This is a genomic window from Azospirillum sp. FG154, from assembly GCF_057809575.1.
Map to the genome: position 1 here is coordinate 283220 of NZ_JBMDKF010000002.1, position 19592 is coordinate 302811.

Consider the following 19592-nt stretch of genomic DNA (forward strand, 5'->3'; position numbering starts at 1 on the left):
GACCTCCTCGTTTCCGACCCCCTTTAGACGGGGACCGGAGCCTCCAGCAGGCGCCCGGCGCAGCGCTCGATTTCCGCCATCAGTTGGGCGGTGTCGCGCTCCACGCCGCCGTCGGCCCATTCGATCCGGCAGCCGCCGGGGGCGACGGTGGAATCGCCAACCACCATCAGCTTTGCCCCAAAACCGCGCGACCCGACCGTTTGGTCGAGATGATCGCGGACCAGATCAATGGTGTCCTCGGCGACGCGGATCACCAGACGCGGTTCGTCGATCAAATCGGTCAGGCAGGCGCGCACCATGGCCTCCACCTCCACCATGCCGCCGCGCCGCGCCCATTCGGGCATCAGCTTGCGGACGATGGCCAAGGCCAGATAGATGGGCTGGTCGGACCGCATGGCGTTGGTCGCCTCGCGCTCGGCCAGCAGATGGGCGACTCCGTTGCTGATCTGGTCCAGCGCGTTGGCGATGCGGGCGTTGACCGTCGCCTCGATTTCGGTCTTGCCGCGCTCATAGCCGGTGTTCTGCCCGGCGACCATGCCCTCGCCAAAGCCCTTGCCGTAACCGGCGGCGGTGCCCTCCGACTTGCCGGCGGCGAAGCCTTCGGCGTGGCCTTGCGCGCGCGCGGCCTCCAACTCGGCTTCGCTGAAGGTTGGCGGCGGCGGGGGCGGGGGGGGCTCCGGCTCCTTCGGAAGTTCTGGTTCCGGCAGATACTCGTCATCCTCAGCGTGGGACATGCGCGGAACCGCGTCCACGTCGAAGGATTCGTCAAACAGGAATTTGCGGACGCTCATGGCCGAACCGTCCAGGCTTCAGGAAAAATGAACGTCATCGCTCAGCTCTCCTGATACAACCAGTTGCGCAGGATCGAGACCGCTTCTTCCGGGTGTTTGTCGACGATCTCGCCAACCTTGCGCAGCGAAGAGGCGCGCACGCGGCCCTCGACGCGGTTGATGTCGATCATCTGCTCCAACTCTTCGTCGGCTTGGGCGGCCTCCAGCGCCAGATCCTGGGCCAGCGCGCCGGTCGGCGCGGCCAGCGCGGCGGGCATGCCGGCCTGATCGGTCAGCAGCCGGTCCATCTCGTCGTCCTCCTGCATGTCCGCGCGTTCAAACGCGCGGGAAATCAGCGGACGGATGACCAGAAGGATGATGAGGACGGCGACGATGCCGAGAACCACCATTTCGGCGATGCGGAACACGTCGTCCTTGCCCAGACCCATGAACAGGTCTTCAGGCTTCGGCATGTCGTCTTCCGGGGTCCAGAAGCGCATGTTGATGACTTCCAGCGTGTCGCCGCGCACCGGGTCGAGACCGACGGCGGAGCGGACGAGCGCCTTGATGCTCTCCACCTCCTGCTCGGTGCGCGGTTGATAGACGGGCTGGTTGTCCTTTGACATCTGATAGGCGCCGTCCACCAGAACGGCGACCGACAGGCGGCGGACCTGTCCGCTTTCCCGGACGTGGGATTTGGAGGTCTTGGTGATCTCGTAATTGATCGTTTCTTCGGCGCGACTGGACTTGTTCGACGACAGCGGCCCGCTGGTGTTGCCCGACTGGGCGGTCGGCAGATTTTGATCGACCGTCACCGGGGCCAGCGGGTCGCGGTCGCTGCTTTCGTTCGATTCGTTGACCGTCTGGGTCGAACGGACGACTTGGCTTTCTGGGTCGAAGATTTCCGAATTCGTCGTGATTCGGTCGAAATCCAGATCCGCCGACACCTCGGCCCGGACCTTGCCGTAGCCCAGCGTGCGGCCCAACAAATCCTCGACGATGCGGGCCAGGCGGGTTTCATAGGCCTGCTTCTTCTCGTCGGCGTTCGCCATCATGGCGTCGGGCGTGTCGCTGCCGGTGCCGCGCGCCAACAGCTTGCCCTTGTCATCGACGATCGAGATCCGACCGGGGTCAAGGTTGGGAACCGACGCCGCGATCAATTGTTGGATCGCCTGGATATTTTCACGCGACAATTGCGCGCCGGGCCGCAGCTTCAAGAAGACGCTGGCGGTCGCCGGATTCTGCTGGCGGGCGAACAGTTCGCGCTTGGGCAGCACCAGATGGACGCGGGCCTGCTGAACGCCGTTCAACGTCTGCACCGTGCGCGCCATCTCGCCTTCCAGCGCGCGCAGGTGGTTGATGTTCTGCATGAAACTGGTGGCGCCGAAGCCTTCCGACTTGTCGAACAGCTCGTAACCGACCGACCCGCCGGACGGCAGGCCCTGGGCCGCCATCTTCATGCGCACCGGGCCAACCTGATCGGCGGGAACGGTGATCCTTGTGCCGGTCTTGTCCACGGTGAAGGGGATTTTGGACGCTTCCAGACTCTTCGCGATGGCCGCCGCTTCGCTGGGCTGGAGTTCGGCGTACAGCAGCTCCATCTCGGGCGTGGACAGGCGCGTCGTCAGATAGACGAAAAAGCCGATCAGCAGCAGGCCGACGCCGCCGATCGCCGCAAGGCGCGCGGGGCCGAGATTGCGCAAGGTCTGCAACAGGTTGTTCACGCGCCATCCCCAATCGGAATCCGTCCCGGCATCCTCACCCCATCCATCCGTTCCGCAATCGCGAACACGATGTTTGCAAGTTCCGCGCCGATCCCATGCATCAAAGGATCATGCTGGAGCGTCTTGATGAACAGAGGGTTAATGGGCGGCATATTTTGCCCAGTGCCCGGCAAAATATGCCTAGCGCAGGGCCGGTGTTGCCGGTTTGACACGCCGCCAACCACCACCCCCAGTGGTTTCCCCGTGGGGCAAAAAAACAATCATAGCGTATATGATGAATGGCTAAGTATTAAGGGAATTATCCAGGCCAGATGGAATAAATGCATCAGCTGAGGTTGACAATTGCCTCCCCCTGTCTTAGCTGAGTTGCAAATCATGCCCGTGTTCCGACGAATCAATCTCCGGTATCAGACATCTTCATGCTTGATCCGGCGGATTTGTTTTTTGCTGGATGGGCGCGCGCTAAATCACCCGAGGGGACTGCCATGAAAAGACGTGGCCGTGAGAAAAAAGAAGGCCTGAACGATGTTGATGTTTTCGTCGGACAACGTCTGCGGGAACTGAGAATGTTGGCGGGTCTAAGCCAGAGCGACGTCGCGGCGGCTTTGGGACTTACTTTCCAACAGTTGCAGAAATATGAGCGCGGGTTCAACCGTGTGTCGTCCAGCCGTCTGTTCAAGCTTGGGCAATTCTTCCGAGTTCCGGTTTCGGTGTTTTTTGACGGGCTGGAAAGCCGTCCGGCCACAGCCGACGCCGAGGCCTGCGTCGTGCGCGCCGCCGACTCCGACACGACGCTGGGGTCGCGGGAAGCCTTGATGCTGGCCCGTTATTTCCAAAGCATTCCCGATCCCCATGTCCGGGCGGCGATCCTGGAACTGGCGGAGCGGTGCGCCGACCAGACGCCTCTGGAGGGCGGGGCGGCGGATCATGCCGACGATCAGGTTCGGGCGGGTGGAACCGCCTGAGGCGACGCTCTTTTACGGGATGTTTTGAGCGATTCGGGCCGTGAGGCGCTTCAACTCCGCCAAAAAGCGGTCCGTCGCCAGACCGGGGGGCCATGGCTCCCAAGGAGCGCCGCCATAGGCTTTGGCCAGGGGGTCGGCGTCGAGCGGCTTGAAACGAATCTTCAGGGTCTTGCGCACTTCGTCGGGGGTCCAGCCGACGACGTGCACAGCCTCCGTCGCCGCCGCCACGCGGTCGGCGCGTTTGTGCGCGCGCTTTTCCTCGTCGGTCCAAGCGGGCAAGCCATAGCGTCGGAACACAGCCTCTTCGAGTCGGGCCGACAACGCTCGAAACCGCTCGCCGAGAAAAGGTTTCAGCACGCTGATGCAATCAAAGCCCAACAGCCCTTCTTCGGCGTCGTGCAACAGTTCGCGCAGTTCGCTGAGCGGATCAAGGCCGGTGGGCGCGGCGGCGCGGCGCAGCAGCATCACCGTGATGGAATGTTGGGCCACCGACAGCGGCAGCGGCCAGACGGAATGGCCGCCCCAGCGGTAGGTGCGCGCCAACCCCAGGGCAAGATCCCCGTCGTCCCAGTCAAACGGCGTCGGGTGCAAAAGATCCAAACGTCGGCCCGACGGCATGCGGACCCAGGCGCGCGCATCGCTGGACATCGGCGTTTCTCCCAATCTGTAAGGCCGCGCCGCCAACTACGGCATTCCGCCGCCTCTGCCAACTGTTCCAATCAAGGCACGCGCTGGTTGGTTTACGGTGAGCCGGCCCCGCTCCTGCGCTGAAACCGGGACGCGCGTCGAAAATTAATTGTCAATTAACGAGACCCGCCTTACCGTGAAAAGGCGTGAACAGGATGGCGGACCATTGTGAGGTCCGCTCGCCGAGCGACTTATGGGGGATGGGATCATGTCGGACGGTGTGTCAAGCGTCAGCCAGATGGTCTCGGACCTCAACAAGTCCCTCAAGGCCGCCATCGCCAATGTCCAATCCCAACAGCAGGCGCAGACCCCGGCGGCGGAGGTCAAGAGCTATGAAAAGCAGGTCCGCAAATCCTCATCGGACAGCCGCATGTTTGCGACCGACATCGGCGTTTTGTCGAAAAACGTCAGTCGGCTGAACGTGGTCGGCACGCTTGCGCCCAACGATCCGGTTGATTTTTACAAATTCCGCGTCACCAGCAAAGGTGAGGCGACGATGGGGCAAATTGGCGATCAGGGCGTGCAAGTGCAGTTGTTGAGCAAGACCGGCCAAGTGCTCGCCGACAGCAACAAGAACGCGGGCAAAGCCTATGATTCCTTCCGCAGTCTGCAACGTGGGCAGTTGTCGTTGGACCAAGGGGATTACACGGTGCGGCTAACCCGTGACAAAGGCGAATCGGCCAAGGATCCCAAGAATTACGCCATTCAGTTCAGCATGGGCGGCTATTCCCAGGATTACGACACCGTCGCCAAGGCGCCCCGCAAAGGCGACAGCCCGTTCCAGATGACGCAGGCCCAGCAGCAGATGCTTGATGGCCTGAACTCGGCGATCAGTTCGATGAACTCAATTCCGACCGGCCAGACCGGCACGCAAAAGCTGATGGGAAGTTTCAGCCTGTTCGCCTGACGCGGGTGATGACGGCGTTCCATGTTCGGTCATTAAAGCGTTGTTAACAGCCTTCGTTCCAAATCGGAACGGGCTGGTCGCGGGTTCGTGTGGGACACCCCGAGTGATCTGTGACGGCCAGTCAACAAACCGGGGTGGGGTGTATGTTCTACGAGTTGGCGGCGACCACATGGGGGTCGGAGGAGATCGCGGCGATTGACCGCGTCGTTGCGTCCGGTCGTTTCACCATGGGTGAACAGGTCGCGGCCTTTGAGCGTGAGTTCGCCGATTATTTCGGCGTGAAGCACGGAGTCATGGTCAATTCCGGCTCCTCGGCCAATTTGATCGCCGTCGCGGCCTTGGCCTATAAAAAGGAGCGCCCGCTCCAGCGCGGCGACGAGGTGATCGTTCCCGCCATCTCTTGGGCCACCACCTATCACCCACTGCAACAATATGGTCTGAAGCTCCGTTTCGTTGACGTTGAGCTGGACACGCTGAACATCGACGTCTCGAAGCTGGAACAAGCGCTGACCCCGCGCACGCGGGCGATTGTTCCGGTGTCGATTCTGGGCAACCCGGCGGCGCTGGACGTCATCCGGGCCTTCGCCGACGCCCATGGCCTGTATGTCATGGAAGACAATTGCGAATCGATGGACGCCGAACTGAACGGCAAGAAGGCGGGAACCTTCGGCGACCTCAACACGTTCAGCTTCTTCTTCTCGCACCACATCTCGACGATGGAAGGCGGGATGGTGCTGACCGACGATCTGGAACTGGCCCATCTGTGCCGGTCCATGCGCGCCCATGGTTGGACCCGCGACCTGCCGCACGACACCCCCTTGTACGAGCGCACGTCATCGGATCATTTCGAGGCCTACCGTTTCATCCTGCCCGGCTACAACGTCCGTCCGTTGGAGATGGAGGGCGCCATTGGTCGCGAGCAGTTGAAGAAGTTGCCGTCGCTGACCGCCGCCCGACGCAAGAACATGGCGTTGTTCCAGGCGCTGTTCGCCGGGGATGAGCGTTTCATCATCCAGCGGGAACATGGCGTTTCGTCCTGCTTCAGCTTCACCGTCATCCTCAATCCGGCCTTCAACCCGGATCGGGAAAAAGTGTTCGCCGCGCTGAAAGAGGCCGACATTGGCTTTCGCATCATCACCGGCGGCTGTTTTCTGCGCCATGACGTGCTGAAATATTACGATTACGACACGGTCGGCGCGATTGAGAACGCCTTCACGGCGCATGATCTGGGTTTCTTCGTTGGCAACCACCCCTTTGACCTGACCCCGCAGATCGAACGGCTGCGCGCCGTGCTTGATCGCGTGTGCTCCTGAGTCCTGACCGGAAGACGCCCATGGCCGACAGCAAGAACATCCTCATCACCGGCGGCGCCGGCTATCTCGGCTCCATCATGGTTCCGGCGCTGCTGGACGCCGGTCATAAGGTCACGGTGCTCGACAGTTTCCTGTTCCGACAAACGCCGCTGGCCCATGTCTGCGCCCACCCCAATTTCGACATCCATCGTGGCGACGCCCGCAACGAAGAGACCTTGCGCCCGCTGGTCGCCAAGGCGGACGTGGTGATCCCGCTGGCGGCGCTGGTCGGCGCGCCGATGTGCGACGCCGACATCCTGGCGGCGACCAGCACCAACCGCGACGCGGTGCTGACGCTGATTCGACTGCTGTCGAGTGAGCAGCGGATCATGATGCCGGTGACAAATTCCGGCTATGGTATTGGAGAAAAAGGGAAGTTCTGCACCGAAGACACGCCGTTGCGCCCGATCTCGCTGTATGGCCGCACCAAGGTGGAGGCGGAAACGGCGGTGTTGGAGCGCGGCAACTCCATCTCCTTCCGGCTGGCGACGGTGTTCGGCATGGCGCCGCGCATGCGGGTGGATTTGCTGGTCAACGACTTTGTCTATCGCGCCATTTATGATCGCGCGGTCGTCCTGTTCGAGCCGCATTTCAAGCGCAACTACATCCACATCCGCGACGTCGCCCGCGCTTTCCTGCACGGGCTGGACAATTTTGAAGCGATGAAGGATCGGCCCTACAACGTCGGCCTGTCGGACGCGAACCTGTCGAAATGGGAATTGTGCGAAGTCATCGCCCGCCATTTGCCGAAATTCGTGTTTCTGGAGGCCCCCATCGGCGAGGATCCCGACAAGCGCGATTACATCGTGTCGAACGAACGGATCGAAGCGACCGGCTACAAGCCCGCCTTCTCGCTCGACGACGGCGTTCGGGAGTTGATGAAGGGCTATCGCATGCTGCGCAACAGCCAGCATGGCAATGTCTGACCACGAACGCGCGGCGTTCGCATCGAACAAAGGCTCCTTCCGCCCATGACCACCCCCACCGACGGCCGCATCGACCTCGTGCTTGTCCATCCCGGTGGGCGGAAGCAGGTTTACCAGACTCTGGCCGACGACTTGACGGCGGTCGAACCGCCGGTGTGGTGCCGTTTGATCGCCGATTATTGCCGGACGCGGGGCCACCGGGTCGCCATCATCGACAGCGAGGCGGAATCGCTCGATCCGGCGGCCGTGGCTCTGCGGATCGCGGAGATGGATCCCCGGTTGGTGGCGCTGGTCGTCTATGGGCATCAACCGTCGGCGTCCACCCAGTCGCTTCCGGCGGCGGGCGCGGTGGCCCGCGCGGTGAAAGACGCCGCGCCGCGCCGTCCGATCATCCTGATTGGCGGCCACGCCGCAGCGTTGCCGGAGCGCACTTTGCGCGAGGAAGCGGTGGATTTCGTCGCGACCGGCGAGGGACCGGTGACGGTGGACGCCCTGCTGCGCGCCCTGCCGACCGACAGGTTGGACGTCATCGCCGATGTTCCCGGACTGGCCTTCTGGCAGGACACGGACGAAGGCGAGCGCGTGGTCCGACGCAGCGCTCCGGCCCCCTTGGTCGAGGATCTGGACGGCGACTTGTCCGGCGACGCTTGGGATCTGCTGCCGATGGACAAATATCGGGCGCACAATTGGCAGTGTTTCGGCGATATGGACCGCCGGATGCCTTATGCGTCGATCTACACGACGCTCGGCTGTCCCTACAAATGCAGCTTTTGCTGCATCAACGCGCCATTCGGCAAGAACGGCTACCGTTTCCGCAGCCCGGCGTCGGTGATCGCCGAGATTGATATCCTGATCGAGCGCTATGGCGTGCGCACCTTCAAGATCGTCGACGAGATGTTCGTGCTGAACGAGCGCCACGTCACCGCGATTTGCGAAGCGTTGATTCCGCGCAACGAGGCGCTGGGCGGAACGCTGAATTTCTGGGCCTACGCGCGGGTGGACACGGTCAAACCGGCGATGCTGGCGATGCTGCGCCGGGCTGGGGTTCGCTGGTTGGCGCTGGGCATCGAATCGGGCAGCAAGCATGTGCGCGACGGCGCCAAGAAAGCGCTGCGGTCGGAGGACATCGTCGGCATCGTCCGGGCGATCCAAGAGGCTGGCATCAACGTCATCGGCAACTACATCTTCGGGCTTCCCGACGATGATCTGGACTCGATGCGCGAGACTCTGGAGCTTGCCAAGGAATTGAACTGCGAGTTCGCCAATTTCTATTCGGCCATGGCCTATCCAGGCTCACCACTCTACAATCAGGCGGTGGAACGAGAGCGGGATTTGCCGGAAAGCTGGAGCGGTTATTCGCAGCACAGCTATGATTGCAAGCCACTGGCGACGGAGACACTGTCGGCGGCGGATGTTTTGCGGTTTCGGGATGCGGCCTTTACCGAATATTTCACCAATCCACGCTATTTGAAGATGGTCGATCAACGTTTCGGCGACGCCACCAGCCGTCACATTCGGTCGATGACCCGGCACACGCTTCGTCGTAAGCTGCTGGACGAGGCTGATGGTTTGCAGGAAAGGGCGATCGGTTGAGGTCTGAAGACGCTCTTGCCAACATTGACGTCGCGGTGCTGGCCGGTGGGCTGGGCACCCGCATCCGGGGTGTGCTGGGCGACACGCCGAAGGTTCTGGCTCCGGTGGCCGGTCGGGCTTTCCTTGGCCATCTGCTGGATTACCTGTCGACCTATGGCGCGCGCCGGGTGGTTTTGTGCCTGGGTCATCTGGCCGACCGGGTGACGGCGTGGCTGGCGCGCGGCGATTCGGCCGGCGCCATGGATGTGGTGTGTCAGATTGAACCCCGCCCCCTTGGCACCGCCGGGGCGTTGGGCTATGTCCGCAAGGAATTGCGGTCGAGCGTCGTTCTGGTTGTCAACGGCGACACGTTTCTCGACGCCGATTTGCGCGCTTTCGTCGCTTCGCACAGACTGTCAGGGGCTGAAGCGTCGGTGTTGTGCGTCAACGTGGACGACGCCGCCCGTTATGGCCGGGTGGACATTGGGCCGGACAGCCGCATTCGCCGCTTTGTCGAAAAGGCGCCGGGCAGCGGCACCATAAACGCCGGGGTCTATCTGTTTTCCACCGCATTCCTCGACCGGATCATCGCCGAGGGGGCCGTGTCGCTGGAACGCGACGTTCTGGAAAAAGCCCCGCCGGGCAGCCTGCACGCCCATGTGGCGAAGGCCCGTTTCATCGACATCGGCACGCCGGAGAGTCTGGCGGCGGCGGGCGGCGTGATCGTCGGGAGAGACGCGTGATTATCAGCCGCACCCCTTTCCGCGTCTCGCTGTTCGGAGGGGGCACCGATCTGCCGCAATGGTACAACCGTCATGGCGGCGCGGTGATCGGCGGGGCCATCGACAAATATTGCTACATCAGCCTGCGCGCTCTGCCGCCCTTCTTCGCGCACAAGCACCGCATCGTCTATTCCAACATCGAACAGGTGCGCGAGGTCGAGGAGATCAAGCACCCGTCGGTGCGCGCCTGTCTTTCCGAAATGGGCATCGAAAACGGGTTGGAGATCCACCACGACGGCGACCTTCCGGCGCGGTCCGGTTTGGGATCCTCCTCCTCCTTCACCGTTGGTCTGCTGAACGCGCTGCACGCGTATCGCGGCCATATGGCCAGCAAGCAGGAGTTGGCCGAGGAAGCGATCCGCATCGAGCAGGAGGTGATCGGTGAGAATGTCGGGTCGCAGGATCAAATTTGGGCGGCCTATGGCGGGCTGAACCGCATTGATTTCCAGCCCGACGGCGCCATCGACGTGACGCCGCTCATCATTGACCGCGACCGGCGCGACGCGCTCCAGAGCCATTTCGTCCTCTATTTCACCGGCCTGTCCCGCTTCGCTTCGACCATCGAGGGCGAGAAGATCGCCAACCTCGACAAGCGCGAGGCGCAACTGCACGCGCTGCGCGGCATGGTGGACGAAGCGGCGGCGATGCTGAGCGACCCCCGGCGCGACCTCTGCGATCTGGGCCGTTTGCTGCACGACGGTTGGATGCTCAAGCGCGAGCTGTCGACAAACGTGTCGAACACCGCCATTGATGAGCTGTATCAGGCCGCCCTGTCGGCGGGGGCCTTGGGCGGCAAGCTGTTGGGCGCGGGTGGCGGCGGCTTTTTGCTGCTGTTCATCCCACCGGAACGGCAAGCGGCGGTGCGGGAACGCCTGAAGGACTTCATCGCGGTGGCCTTCCGCTTCGACAGCGGCGGCAGCAAGATCGTCGTCTATGAACCCACTGATTTCGAGCGCCGCCGCCGCGCCTGACGCTTGCGTTGGAACCGGCGGCGATGGTGTTGAGAGGAAAGTCTCCGTGTCCATAGCCCAAGACGCCCAAGCCCCCGCCGTAGCGCAAGATCCGGCTGTGATCGAGCGCCTTTACCGCGCGCTGCGCCTGACCCGATTGGTGGAGGAGGAGGTGGCGCGCGTCTATCCGACCGACGTCATCAAAAGCCCGGTGCATCTGTCCATCGGGCAGGAATTCATCTCGGTCGGCGTCTGCGACGCGCTGGAACCACGCGATCATGTGTCGATCACCTACCGGGGCCACGCCGCCTACATCGCCAAGGGCGGCGACCTCAACGCGATGATCGCCGAGATGTACGGCAAAAAGGCGGGCTGCGCCCAGGGGCGCGGCGGGTCGATGCATCTGGTGGACATGCAAGCGGGGGTGATCGGCGCCTCGGCGGTGGTCGGCACCTCGATCCCGGTGGCGACCGGCTTCGCGCTTGCCGCCAAACGCAAGGCGACCGGCGGGGTGGTCGCCTGCTTCATCGGCGACGGCGCGACCGAAGAAGGGTGCTTCGCCGAAAGCCTGAATTTCGCGGCGCTGCACAAGCTGCCGATCCTGTTCGTCTGCGAAAACAACGGCTACGCCATTCACGAGCCGCTGGCGAAACGCTGGGCGACCGAACGGTTGTGCGAGCGGGTCGCGACCTACGGCATTCCGACGACGAAGATCACCGACGGCGACGTTTTCACCGTGCGCGACGCGGCGCGGTCGGCGGTGGCGGCGATGCGCGCCGGGCAGGGTCCGGCCTTTCTGGAAGTAACCTGCTATCGCTGGCGCGAGCATGTCGGCCCGAACGAGGATTTCAACCAAGGCTACCGCCCGGCGTCGGAGATGACGCCCTGGGCGGAACGCGACGAGGTGGCGCGGCTGGCCAGCCTGCTGCCGCCGGAGCGTGTCGCCGCCCTGGAGACGGAAATCGTCGCCACGGTGGCCGCCGCCTTCGCTTTCGCCGAAACCAGCCCCTTCCCGGTGTCCGAGGACCTCTATGACCACGTCTATGCCTGAAGGGCGCCTGCTGCGCTATGTTGACGCTCTGCGCGAAGCGGTCGCGCAGGAAATGCGGCGCGACGGGGACGTCTTCGTCTTCGGCCTCGACGTGGACGACCACAAGTCGATCCAGGGTTCGACCGCCGGTCTGTTGGCGGAATTCGGGCCGGAGCGCGTCTTCACCACGCCCTTGTCGGAAGACGCGATGACCGGCGTGGCCATCGGCGCGGCCATGGCCGGGATGCGCCCGATCCATGTCCACATCCGCATGGATTTCCTGCTGCTCTGCATGAACCAACTGGTCAACATCGCCGCCAAGGCGCGCGCCATGTATGGCGGGTCGGTCAAGGTGCCGCTGGTCGTCCGCTCCATGGTCGGCAAGTCGTGGGGGCAGGGCGCGCAGCACTCCCAGGGCCTGCATTCCATGTTCATGCATGTGCCGGGGCTGAAGGTGGTCGCGCCCAGCAACGCCCACGACGTCAAGGGCTGCATGATCGCGGCGATCCGCGACGACAACCCGGTGATCTTCATGGAACACCGGCTGCTGTACCCGACCGAGGCCTATGTCCCGGAAACCCCGTATGAGGTTTTGCCGGGCAAGGCGCGGGTGGTGGCGCCGGGCGACGACGTGACGTTGGTCGGCGTCTCCAACATGGTGCTGGAATGCCTGCGCGCGCGTGAATTGCTGGCGGAAATCGGCATCGGGGCGGAGGTGATCGACCCGATTTGGCTCGCCCCGCTCGACATCGACACCATCGTGGACTCCGCGCGGCGCACCCGGCGGCTGGTGGTGGCCGACAATGGCTGGACCGCCTGCGGGGTGGGGGCGGAGATCGTCGCGGCGGTGCTGGAGCGGGTCGGGCCGGAGGGCGGAATCGCCGTCAAGCGCATCGGCTTCGCCGCCACCGCCTGCCCGCCGTCGCCAGCGCTGGAGGCCGCCTTCTACCCGAATCCCGGCACCGTCGCTTCGACCGTTCATGCGCTGGTTCGTCCCACGGCCCCCGCCTGGACTCCCGACCCGGAACGGGCCAAACTCGCTCATCAGGCGCAGTTTCGCGGCCCCTTCTGACAGGGGAGCGGCTGCGCATTCGGACAGACGCCGATGGCCATCATCCTTGCCCGCGCCGACGCATCGCCTGAGATTGGAACGGGGCATGTGATGCGTTGCCTCGCGGTGGCCGAGGCGTTGCGCGACGACGGGCATGAGGTGCTGTTCGCCAGCGCCGAATCCACCCCGGCCATCGACCGACGGTTGAAAGCGGAGGGTTTCCGACAAATCGCCATCGCCGGGCCGGTGGGGCAGGCGGCGGATTTGGCGGCGACCCGCTCGGCCATGCGGTTGGAGCATTGTTCGGCGGTGATGCTGGACGGCTACCATTTTGGCGAAGCCTACCGCGCCGGGTTGCAGGCGGCGCGGATCCGTGTGATGGCGTGGGACGATCTGGGCGACGGCGGCGCGCTGCACGCCGATCTGGTGGTCAACGCCGCGCCGCAGGCGCATCGGCTGCCCTATGACCGCATGGCGCCGGGTGCGGTTCTGCTGCTCGGCCCCAGCTACGCGCCGTTGCGCCGGGAGTTGCGGTTGGCGGCGCGGGAAGCCCATCACGCCATCGCGGATCGTCCGGTTCTTTTGCTGACCTTCGGCGGGTCGGACCCGCTCGGGTTGACCGGGCCGCTGTTGGCGGCCTTGGCGGAACGACGGCCTGACGATTGCCGTTTGGTCGCCGTGGTCGGCGGCAGCAACCCGCGCGCGGCGGAGGTCGCCGCTCTGGCGGATCGTCTCGGGCCGGGCGTCGCCGTCCAGGTCGATTGCCCACGCATGGGGGCGGTGATGGCCGAATCCGGGCTGGCCGTGTCGGCGGGCGGCGGAACCATGGGGGAGTTGGCGGCTTTGGCTGTGCCCACGCTGCTGGTGGTGACGGCGGACAATCAGGCCTTGGCCAGCCAGGACGCGGCGACGCTGGGCTGGTGCGACGCGCTGGACGCGCGCGACGGCGACATGGTGGCGACCATCGCCGACGCAGCGTTGACGCTGTGGGCCGACGGCGCCCGCCGCCAGCGCATGGCGGCGGCGGCGGGCGCGTTGCCGCTGGACGGCGAGGGGGCGATTCGCATCGCCCGCGCTCTGACCGCGCCGCGCGCCCGCGCGCAGCCGCGCGTTCGGGCCTGATCGCGTTTTTCCGTCAGTCCACAACCCGCCAACTGCCGTCGCGCTGTTGGCACGCGGCGCCGACGCCCTGTTGCGTCCGCCCGCCGACGACGATGCTTGTCTGATACTCGCGGCAGAATTCGCCGCTTTGGCTGCGGCCATCCCGCACCGGGGTGTAGGTTCCGTAATTGCCGGTTTCCGGGTTGTTCCAACGGATGGTCTGGCCGGTCGGCGCGCCATAGGCGTTCTGGGCGGCCTGCTCCGCGTAGGTCTGATCGGCGCGGTCGAGCGAGGCGCCCGCCGCGTTGCCCAAGGCGGCGCCCAGCAGCGTGCCGATTCCCACCGCGACCAGCTTGCCGCTGCCGCCGCCAAAGCGCGACCCGGCGACGCCGCCGACCACGCCGCCCAGAATGGTTCCGGCGGTCTGTTTGTTGGCTTGAACGCCGCCGAAGCTGTCGCCGCCATAGCCGGGCTGGGCGCAACCGGCGAGCGGCGCGGCCAACAGGCTGGCGGACAGGAGGGCGGCGAGAAGGGGACGGGCGCTCATGGTTGGCTCTTTGGTTGCGCGATGCGAATCGCTGACACAGGGGTGAACATGGCAGACCCGCAAATTGTTCCATCCGCGTGACGCCATCGGTTGCTTGCCCCTATGATCCACGCAACGGCGCATCCAGCGCCGACAAGAAACACATGGGGGAAACGCGATGCTGCCGACCGGCGACCGCTATGAAACGGTGCGCGATCACTTCGTGTGGCGCGTGCCGGAACGTTACAACATAGGCGTGGACGTCTGTGACCGCTGGGCGGACGCGGACCCGCAACGGCTGGCCTTGATCCACAAACGCCGCGACGGCGGGGTGGAGGAGCACCGCTTCGCCGACATCCGCGCCCTGTCCAACCGCTTCGCCAACGTGCTGATCGCCCATGGGGTGGAACGGGGCGACCGGGTCGGCGTTTTGCTGCCGCAAGCCCCGGAAACCGCCATTTCCCACATCGCCGTTTACAAAATGGGCGGCGTCGCCGTGCCGCTCTTCGCCCTGTTCGGGGTCGAGGCGTTGGAATACCGGCTGGCCAATTGCGGGGCGCGGGCGGTGGTGACGGACGCGGCGGGGGCGGCCAAAATCGCCGAAATCCGGCATCGCCTGCCCGACCTGCGCGCGGTTTTTCGGATCGACGCCGAAGCCGACGCTGACGGCGGCGACGCCATGGACGGCTGCCTGGATTGGCACGGCCTGACCGACGCGGCGTCGGACGTTTTCACCCCGGTGGACACGGCGGCGGACGATCCGGCGATCATCATCTACACCTCCGGCACCACCGGACAGCCCAAGGGGGCGCTGCACGCCCATCGCGTGCTGCTGGGGCATCTGCCGGGGGTGGAGATGTCCCACGATCTGTTCCCGCAGCCGGGCGACCGCATTTGGACGCCCGCCGATTGGGCGTGGATCGGCGGCTTGCTCGACGTGCTGCTGCCCGCTTGGCACCATGGCGTGACCGTGGTGTCCCATCGGTTTGAGAAGTTCGACGGCGAGCAGGCCTTTCGTCTGCTGGCGGAGTTCCAGGTCCGCAACACATTTTTGCCGCCAACGGCGTTGAAGATGATGCGGTCGGTCGTCGATCCGGCGGCGCGCCACGCCTACCGCCTGCGCTCGGTCGCCAGCGGCGGCGAGACGTTGGGGGCGGAACTGCTGGATTGGGGCCGCCAGACCTTCGGCCTGACGATCAACGAGTTTTACGGCCAGACCGAATGCAACATGCTGGTCTCCTCCGCCGCGACGCTGATGCCGTCCAAGCCGGGGATCATCGGACGCCCGGCGCCGGGCCATGACGTGGCGGTGATCGACGAGCGGGGCGAGCGGCTGCCGCCCGGCGAATTGGGGTTGATCGCCGTGCGGCGGCCCGACCCGGTGATGTTTCTGGGCTATTGGAACAACCCGACGGCGACGGCGGCGAAATTCATCGGCGATTGGCTCGTCACCGGCGACCAGGGGGAGTTGGACGCCGACGGCTACATCCGCTTCGTCGGGCGGGACGATGACGTCATCACCTCGGCGGGCTACCGCATCGGCCCGGGCGAGATCGAGGATTGCCTGATCGGCCATCCCGCCGTGCGCATGGCCGCCGTGGTCGGCGCGCCCGACCCCCTGCGCACCGAGATCGTCAAGGCCTTCGTCGTGCTTCAGGACGGGGTGACGGCGGACGACGCGCTTGTCGCCTCGATCCAGGAGCATGTGAAAACCCGGCTGGCGGCGCATGAATACCCACGCGCCATCGTCTTTCTCGACAGCCTGCCCATGACCACCACCGGCAAGATCATCCGCCGAGAACTGCGCGACCGGACATGATGACCGAACTTCTGCTGTTGACCGCCGCCTTTTTGGCGGGGGCGATGAACGCCGTGGCCGGTGGGGGCAGCTTCCTCACCTTGCCCGCCTTGATCTACGCCGGGGCGCCGCCCGTCGCCGCCAACGCGACCGGCACGGTGGCGCTGCTGCCCGGCTACGCCAGCGGGCTGTACGGCTACCGCCAGGATTTGACTCCGGTGGGCGACGTCAGCTTGCCGTTGCTGTCTTTGGTCAGTCTGGCGGGCGGGTTGGCCGGGGCGGGGCTGTTGCTGGTGACGCCGGACGCGGTGTTTCGCGGCATCGTGCCATGGTTGCTGCTGGTCGCCACCGGGCTGTTCGCCTTTGGCGGCGCGTTGGCCGCCCGCCTGCGCGCGGTCGGGCTGCACGGGCGCGGCGCGCTGCTCGGCACGCTGTTCGCCGTGTCGGTTTATGGCGGCTATTTCAACGGCGGGCTGGGAATTTTGCTGCTGGCGCAGTTGAGCCTGTTCGGCATGACCAACCTCAACGCCATGAACGGGCTGAAAAATCTGTTCTCCACCGTGCTGACGGCGATCGCGGTGGCCGCTTACGCGCTGGGCGGGGCGGTGGATTGGCCCAAGGCCACGTTGATGGTGCTGGCGGCGGTGGCCGGGGGGTATGTCGGCGCGCGGCTGGGCCGCCGCATTCCCCAACCCATCCTGCGCGGGAGCATCATCGCCGTCGGCCTGGGCATGAGCGCGGTGTTTTTCGCCAAGTGAACAAGGCCCCGCGTGAGGAAAGATGAAAAAGGGAAGCGTGCGCGGTAAAGTGCGCTCCCCTTCGTTTCCGCCGGTGCGCCCGCCATGCTGTCCGTTTCCGATCTCGACCTGTTTTACGGCGACGCCCAGGCGCTTGACGGCGTGACGTTGGAGGTGGCGGAGGGATCGACCACGGCGATTGTCGGCGCGAACGGCGCGGGCAAAACCTCGTTGATCCGCACGGTGGCGGGCATTTTGAAACCGGCGCGCGGCAGCATCCGTTTCCGGGGCCGGGACATCGCGGGGCTGCCCAGCCACGTCGTGTGCGACCTCGGCGTTGGGCAGGTGGCGGAGGGGCGGCAAATCTTCCCCAGCCTGAGCATCCGCGAGAATTTGGAGATGGGCGCGGTCATCCCCCGCGCGCGCGCCTCGGCCAAGCAGACCATGGAACGGGTGCTGGCCCTGTTTCCCCGCCTGTTGGAGCGGATGGATCAGGCCGCCGGAACCCTGTCGGGCGGCGAACAGCAGATGCTGGCGATTGGCCGCTGTCTGATGGGCAAGCCCGATCTGATTATGTTCGACGAGCCGTCGCTTGGCCTGTCTCCCGCACTGGTGCAGGAGCTGTTCCGCATCATCCGCGCTTTGGCGGCGGACGGCATGACGATCATTCTGGTTGAACAGAACGTCGCGGCGTCGCTGAAAATCGCCCAACGCGCCTATGTTCTGGAAAATGGCCGGGTGGCGCTGTCCGGCACGGGCGCGGCGTTGCTGGACGATCCGGCGGTCAAACAGGCCTATTTGGGTCTGTGACGTCAGAAGGCGGACAAGGAGCGGGGGCGCCGCTCCTTGTCGCCAGTTGTCAGCGGGGCTGTTGCGCCTCCAGCGCGTAGCCCAACAACCGCTCCACCGAGCGGGCGCGGTCGCCGGTGTCGGCGAATCGCGCCTTGGCGGCGGCGGATTGTCGGGCGCGCAGATCGGCGTCCTCCACCAGAGCGACCGCCCGCTCCAGGAACGCCGCGTCGTCAGGGACGATGAAGGCGGGACCGGCGACGCTGGCGACGTCGCCGCCGCTGCGCGTGACCACCGGCAGCCCCTCGGCCAACGCGAAGGCGGCGCTGCCGCCACCGCCCTGGCGGGTCGGGTTCAGATAGGCCGTGACCACCCGATAGAAGGCGCGGATGTCGTCCACATGACCCAGAACGTCAACGCGGGCGGCGTTGCGCAGCGCGGCGACGCGGGCGGGCAGATTCTCCACCGCGCCCGCGAAGGCGACCCGCGCGGCAGGAAGCCGATCCAGCAGCGCGTCGATGCGGGCCAGGAACTCCGGCCCGGCCTCTTGATCCAGGCGGTTGCCGACGACGGCGAAGACTGGCATGCCGTCGTCCAGGCCAAAATCGCCGCGCGTCAGCGGCGCGCCGCCCTCGGGCAGAGTCCAACCGAAGGAGAAGGGGCGGAAACGGTCCCGCACGTCGTCGGGCCAGCCTTCCGCGCTGTCCTCCGGCCCCCAGCCCAGAATCAGCCGGGCGAGCGACGGCGGCAGCCCGGTCGAGGTCGGCAGGCAGACGACGGGCCGAGTGCGGGCGAACAGGTCGGCGATGGTGTTGGAGCCGCCGAACGACACGATGACGTCGGGATCGAAGCCTTCGACCGCGTCGACGATGGCGTGCAGCTTGCCTTCGTCAAAATGCTTTTGCGGAAAGGACAGCATCCGCACCCGCGCGCCGAAGGCGGTGATGGTCTGATCGCCGTCATACTCCTCGGTCACATTGTAGCTGTATTCGGGCACGAAGCCGTTTTCGCCCGCCACCGCCATGGCGTTGGGGTTGATGATGACGACCTCGCAGCCCTGCTCGTTCTGAAGGCGGCGGGCGTAGTCGAAGGCGTCCACCGTCGGCTGATGGCCCTGACCCAGCATCTGGTTGGTGATGAGCGCCACGCGCTTGATCGAGTCGCGCGGTTGGGCGCGGCGCACCCGAACGGCGATGCCGTAACGTCGGGAGGTTTCTTCGACCAGCAGGCGGTAAAATCGGCGGAAGGGGCCGCCGGTGAAAGCCCCGACGTCGCCCAGATGAGCCTCGCCCTGGAACAGGCGCATGGCCATGCCCCAATAGGCGTAATGGAGCGACGCCACAGAAAAACGCAGAGGCTCGTCCAGCACCGCCTGAACCAGATTCTGGTAATGCGCGATGTCGCCCGACAGCAAGAACAGCAAGGAATGACGGCGCATCACGTCGCCCATGCCATAACTCGCGTCAACCTCCGCCGTCGCAGCCTTGCGGGTGTCGTCGTCGTAGCGGCGGATCAGGTTGGCCAGCGCCCCGATGTTGGCCCAGCCTTCGCCCTGGTTGTTGAGCAGGGTCAGCGCGCGGGCGAAGCTGAGCGCGGCGTCGCGCGTCCGCCCGCAAGCGTGCAGGGCATGGCCGAGGTTGGCGTGGAACAGGGCCGATCCACCATCGCTGACCACCGCCTTGCCGATCAACTCCGCCGCTTCCGCCGCCCGTCCGCTTTGCAGGGCGATCACGCCCAGCAGATGCAGCGCGTCGGGGTGGCCGGGCGATGCGTCCAGCACATCGCGATACAGGCGCTGGGCCTCATCGGTGCGCCCGGCGCGGTGATGCTCGGTCGCGACGGCCAGCGTCTGTTCGATCATGTCCATGATGACGTTCCTGTTGCCGGGTCCGTGGGACCCTGAATTCGGCGGCTGGTTGTGCAGA

General features: G+C 65.3%; 18 protein-coding genes. 13 read left to right on the plus strand and 5 right to left on the minus strand.

What is annotated here, in order from left to right; genetic code table 11:
- Positions 1-23: 23 nt before the first annotated feature.
- Both ACODS4_RS03470 and fliF read right to left on the minus strand, forming a co-directional pair.
- Entirely contained in the window at positions 24-791 is a 768-nt protein-coding gene (locus ACODS4_RS03470; RefSeq protein WP_488860753.1) for a FliH/SctL family protein, read from the minus strand.
- 41 nt (positions 792-832) lie between these two features.
- A complete protein-coding gene (gene fliF / locus ACODS4_RS03475) occupies positions 833-2494 on the minus strand; it encodes a flagellar basal-body MS-ring/collar protein FliF (RefSeq protein WP_488860755.1) in 1662 nt (553 codons plus the stop codon).
- Positions 2495-2979: 485 nt separating this feature from the next.
- Between fliF and ACODS4_RS03480 the strand changes: the two genes are divergently transcribed.
- The gene (locus ACODS4_RS03480; RefSeq protein WP_488860757.1) at positions 2980-3459 is read left to right on the plus strand and encodes a helix-turn-helix domain-containing protein; all 480 of its coding nucleotides are present in this window, start codon (positions 2980-2982) and stop codon (positions 3457-3459) included.
- A gap of 12 nt (positions 3460-3471) precedes the next feature.
- On the opposite strand, the gene ACODS4_RS03485 is transcribed toward ACODS4_RS03480, so the two are convergent.
- Positions 3472-4107 carry an HD family hydrolase gene (locus ACODS4_RS03485; RefSeq protein WP_488860759.1) on the minus strand — a complete coding sequence of 212 codons (636 nt, stop codon included), beginning with the start codon at positions 4105-4107 and terminating at the stop codon, positions 3472-3474.
- A 247-nt stretch (positions 4108-4354) separates the two neighbouring features.
- Here ACODS4_RS03485 and ACODS4_RS03490 point away from each other — a divergent pair, with 247 nt between their 5' ends.
- The 9 genes from ACODS4_RS03490 to pseG all read left to right on the plus strand — a co-directional run bounded on the left by ACODS4_RS03490 (position 4355) and on the right by pseG (position 13838).
- Positions 4355-5053: a hypothetical protein gene (locus tag ACODS4_RS03490; protein WP_488860761.1), complete on the plus strand. Its 699-nt coding sequence runs from the start codon at positions 4355-4357 to the stop codon at positions 5051-5053.
- 143 nt (positions 5054-5196) lie between these two features.
- Positions 5197-6366 carry a DegT/DnrJ/EryC1/StrS family aminotransferase gene (locus ACODS4_RS03495; RefSeq protein ID WP_488860762.1) on the plus strand — a complete coding sequence of 390 codons (1170 nt, stop codon included), beginning with the start codon at positions 5197-5199 and terminating at the stop codon, positions 6364-6366.
- A gap of 20 nt (positions 6367-6386) precedes the next feature.
- Complete coding sequence (locus ACODS4_RS03500) at positions 6387-7331, plus strand: NAD-dependent epimerase/dehydratase family protein (protein ID WP_488860764.1); 945 nt, start codon at positions 6387-6389, stop codon at positions 7329-7331.
- A 45-nt stretch (positions 7332-7376) separates the two neighbouring features.
- Positions 7377-8924: a B12-binding domain-containing radical SAM protein gene (locus tag ACODS4_RS03505; RefSeq protein WP_488860766.1), complete on the plus strand. Its 1548-nt coding sequence runs from the start codon at positions 7377-7379 to the stop codon at positions 8922-8924.
- Positions 8921-9646 carry a nucleotidyltransferase family protein gene (locus ACODS4_RS03510; RefSeq protein ID WP_488860768.1) on the plus strand — a complete coding sequence of 242 codons (726 nt, stop codon included), beginning with the start codon at positions 8921-8923 and terminating at the stop codon, positions 9644-9646. Before ACODS4_RS03505 ends, ACODS4_RS03510 begins: the two co-directional genes overlap by 4 nt.
- Positions 9643-10656: a GHMP family kinase ATP-binding protein gene (locus ACODS4_RS03515; protein ID WP_488860770.1), complete on the plus strand. Its 1014-nt coding sequence runs from the start codon at positions 9643-9645 to the stop codon at positions 10654-10656. The genes ACODS4_RS03510 and ACODS4_RS03515 overlap by 4 nt, the downstream gene beginning before the upstream one ends.
- A gap of 46 nt (positions 10657-10702) precedes the next feature.
- Positions 10703-11686 carry a thiamine pyrophosphate-dependent dehydrogenase E1 component subunit alpha gene (locus tag ACODS4_RS03520; RefSeq protein ID WP_488860772.1) on the plus strand — a complete coding sequence of 328 codons (984 nt, stop codon included), beginning with the start codon at positions 10703-10705 and terminating at the stop codon, positions 11684-11686.
- Positions 11679-12737, plus strand: coding sequence for an alpha-ketoacid dehydrogenase subunit beta (locus ACODS4_RS03525; protein WP_488860774.1), 1059 nt, complete (start codon positions 11679-11681; stop codon positions 12735-12737). The genes ACODS4_RS03520 and ACODS4_RS03525 overlap by 8 nt, the downstream gene beginning before the upstream one ends.
- A gap of 33 nt (positions 12738-12770) precedes the next feature.
- A complete protein-coding gene (gene pseG / locus ACODS4_RS03530) occupies positions 12771-13838 on the plus strand; it encodes a UDP-2,4-diacetamido-2,4,6-trideoxy-beta-L-altropyranose hydrolase (RefSeq protein WP_488860776.1) in 1068 nt (355 codons plus the stop codon).
- Positions 13839-13851: 13 nt separating this feature from the next.
- Here pseG and ACODS4_RS03535 read toward each other — a convergent pair whose 3' ends face one another.
- Positions 13852-14364: an RT0821/Lpp0805 family surface protein gene (locus tag ACODS4_RS03535; RefSeq protein ID WP_488860778.1), complete on the minus strand. Its 513-nt coding sequence runs from the start codon at positions 14362-14364 to the stop codon at positions 13852-13854.
- 157 nt (positions 14365-14521) lie between these two features.
- Here ACODS4_RS03535 and ACODS4_RS03540 point away from each other — a divergent pair, with 157 nt between their 5' ends.
- From ACODS4_RS03540 to ACODS4_RS03550, 3 genes are all read left to right on the plus strand, one after another.
- Positions 14522-16162, plus strand: a complete 1641-nt coding sequence (locus ACODS4_RS03540; protein ID WP_488860780.1) for an acyl-CoA synthetase — start codon at positions 14522-14524, stop codon at positions 16160-16162.
- On the plus strand, positions 16162-16899 hold the full coding sequence (locus ACODS4_RS03545) for a sulfite exporter TauE/SafE family protein (RefSeq protein ID WP_488860990.1): 738 nt from the start codon (positions 16162-16164) through the stop codon (positions 16897-16899). Before ACODS4_RS03540 ends, ACODS4_RS03545 begins: the two co-directional genes overlap by 1 nt.
- Positions 16900-16983: 84 nt before the next feature.
- A complete protein-coding gene (locus tag ACODS4_RS03550) occupies positions 16984-17688 on the plus strand; it encodes an ABC transporter ATP-binding protein (protein ID WP_488860781.1) in 705 nt (234 codons plus the stop codon).
- A gap of 49 nt (positions 17689-17737) precedes the next feature.
- Here the strand turns inward: ACODS4_RS03550 and ACODS4_RS03555 are convergent, their stop codons facing one another.
- Positions 17738-19534 carry a glycosyltransferase gene (locus tag ACODS4_RS03555; RefSeq protein ID WP_488860783.1) on the minus strand — a complete coding sequence of 599 codons (1797 nt, stop codon included), beginning with the start codon at positions 19532-19534 and terminating at the stop codon, positions 17738-17740.
- Positions 19535-19592: the final 58 nt, after the last annotated feature.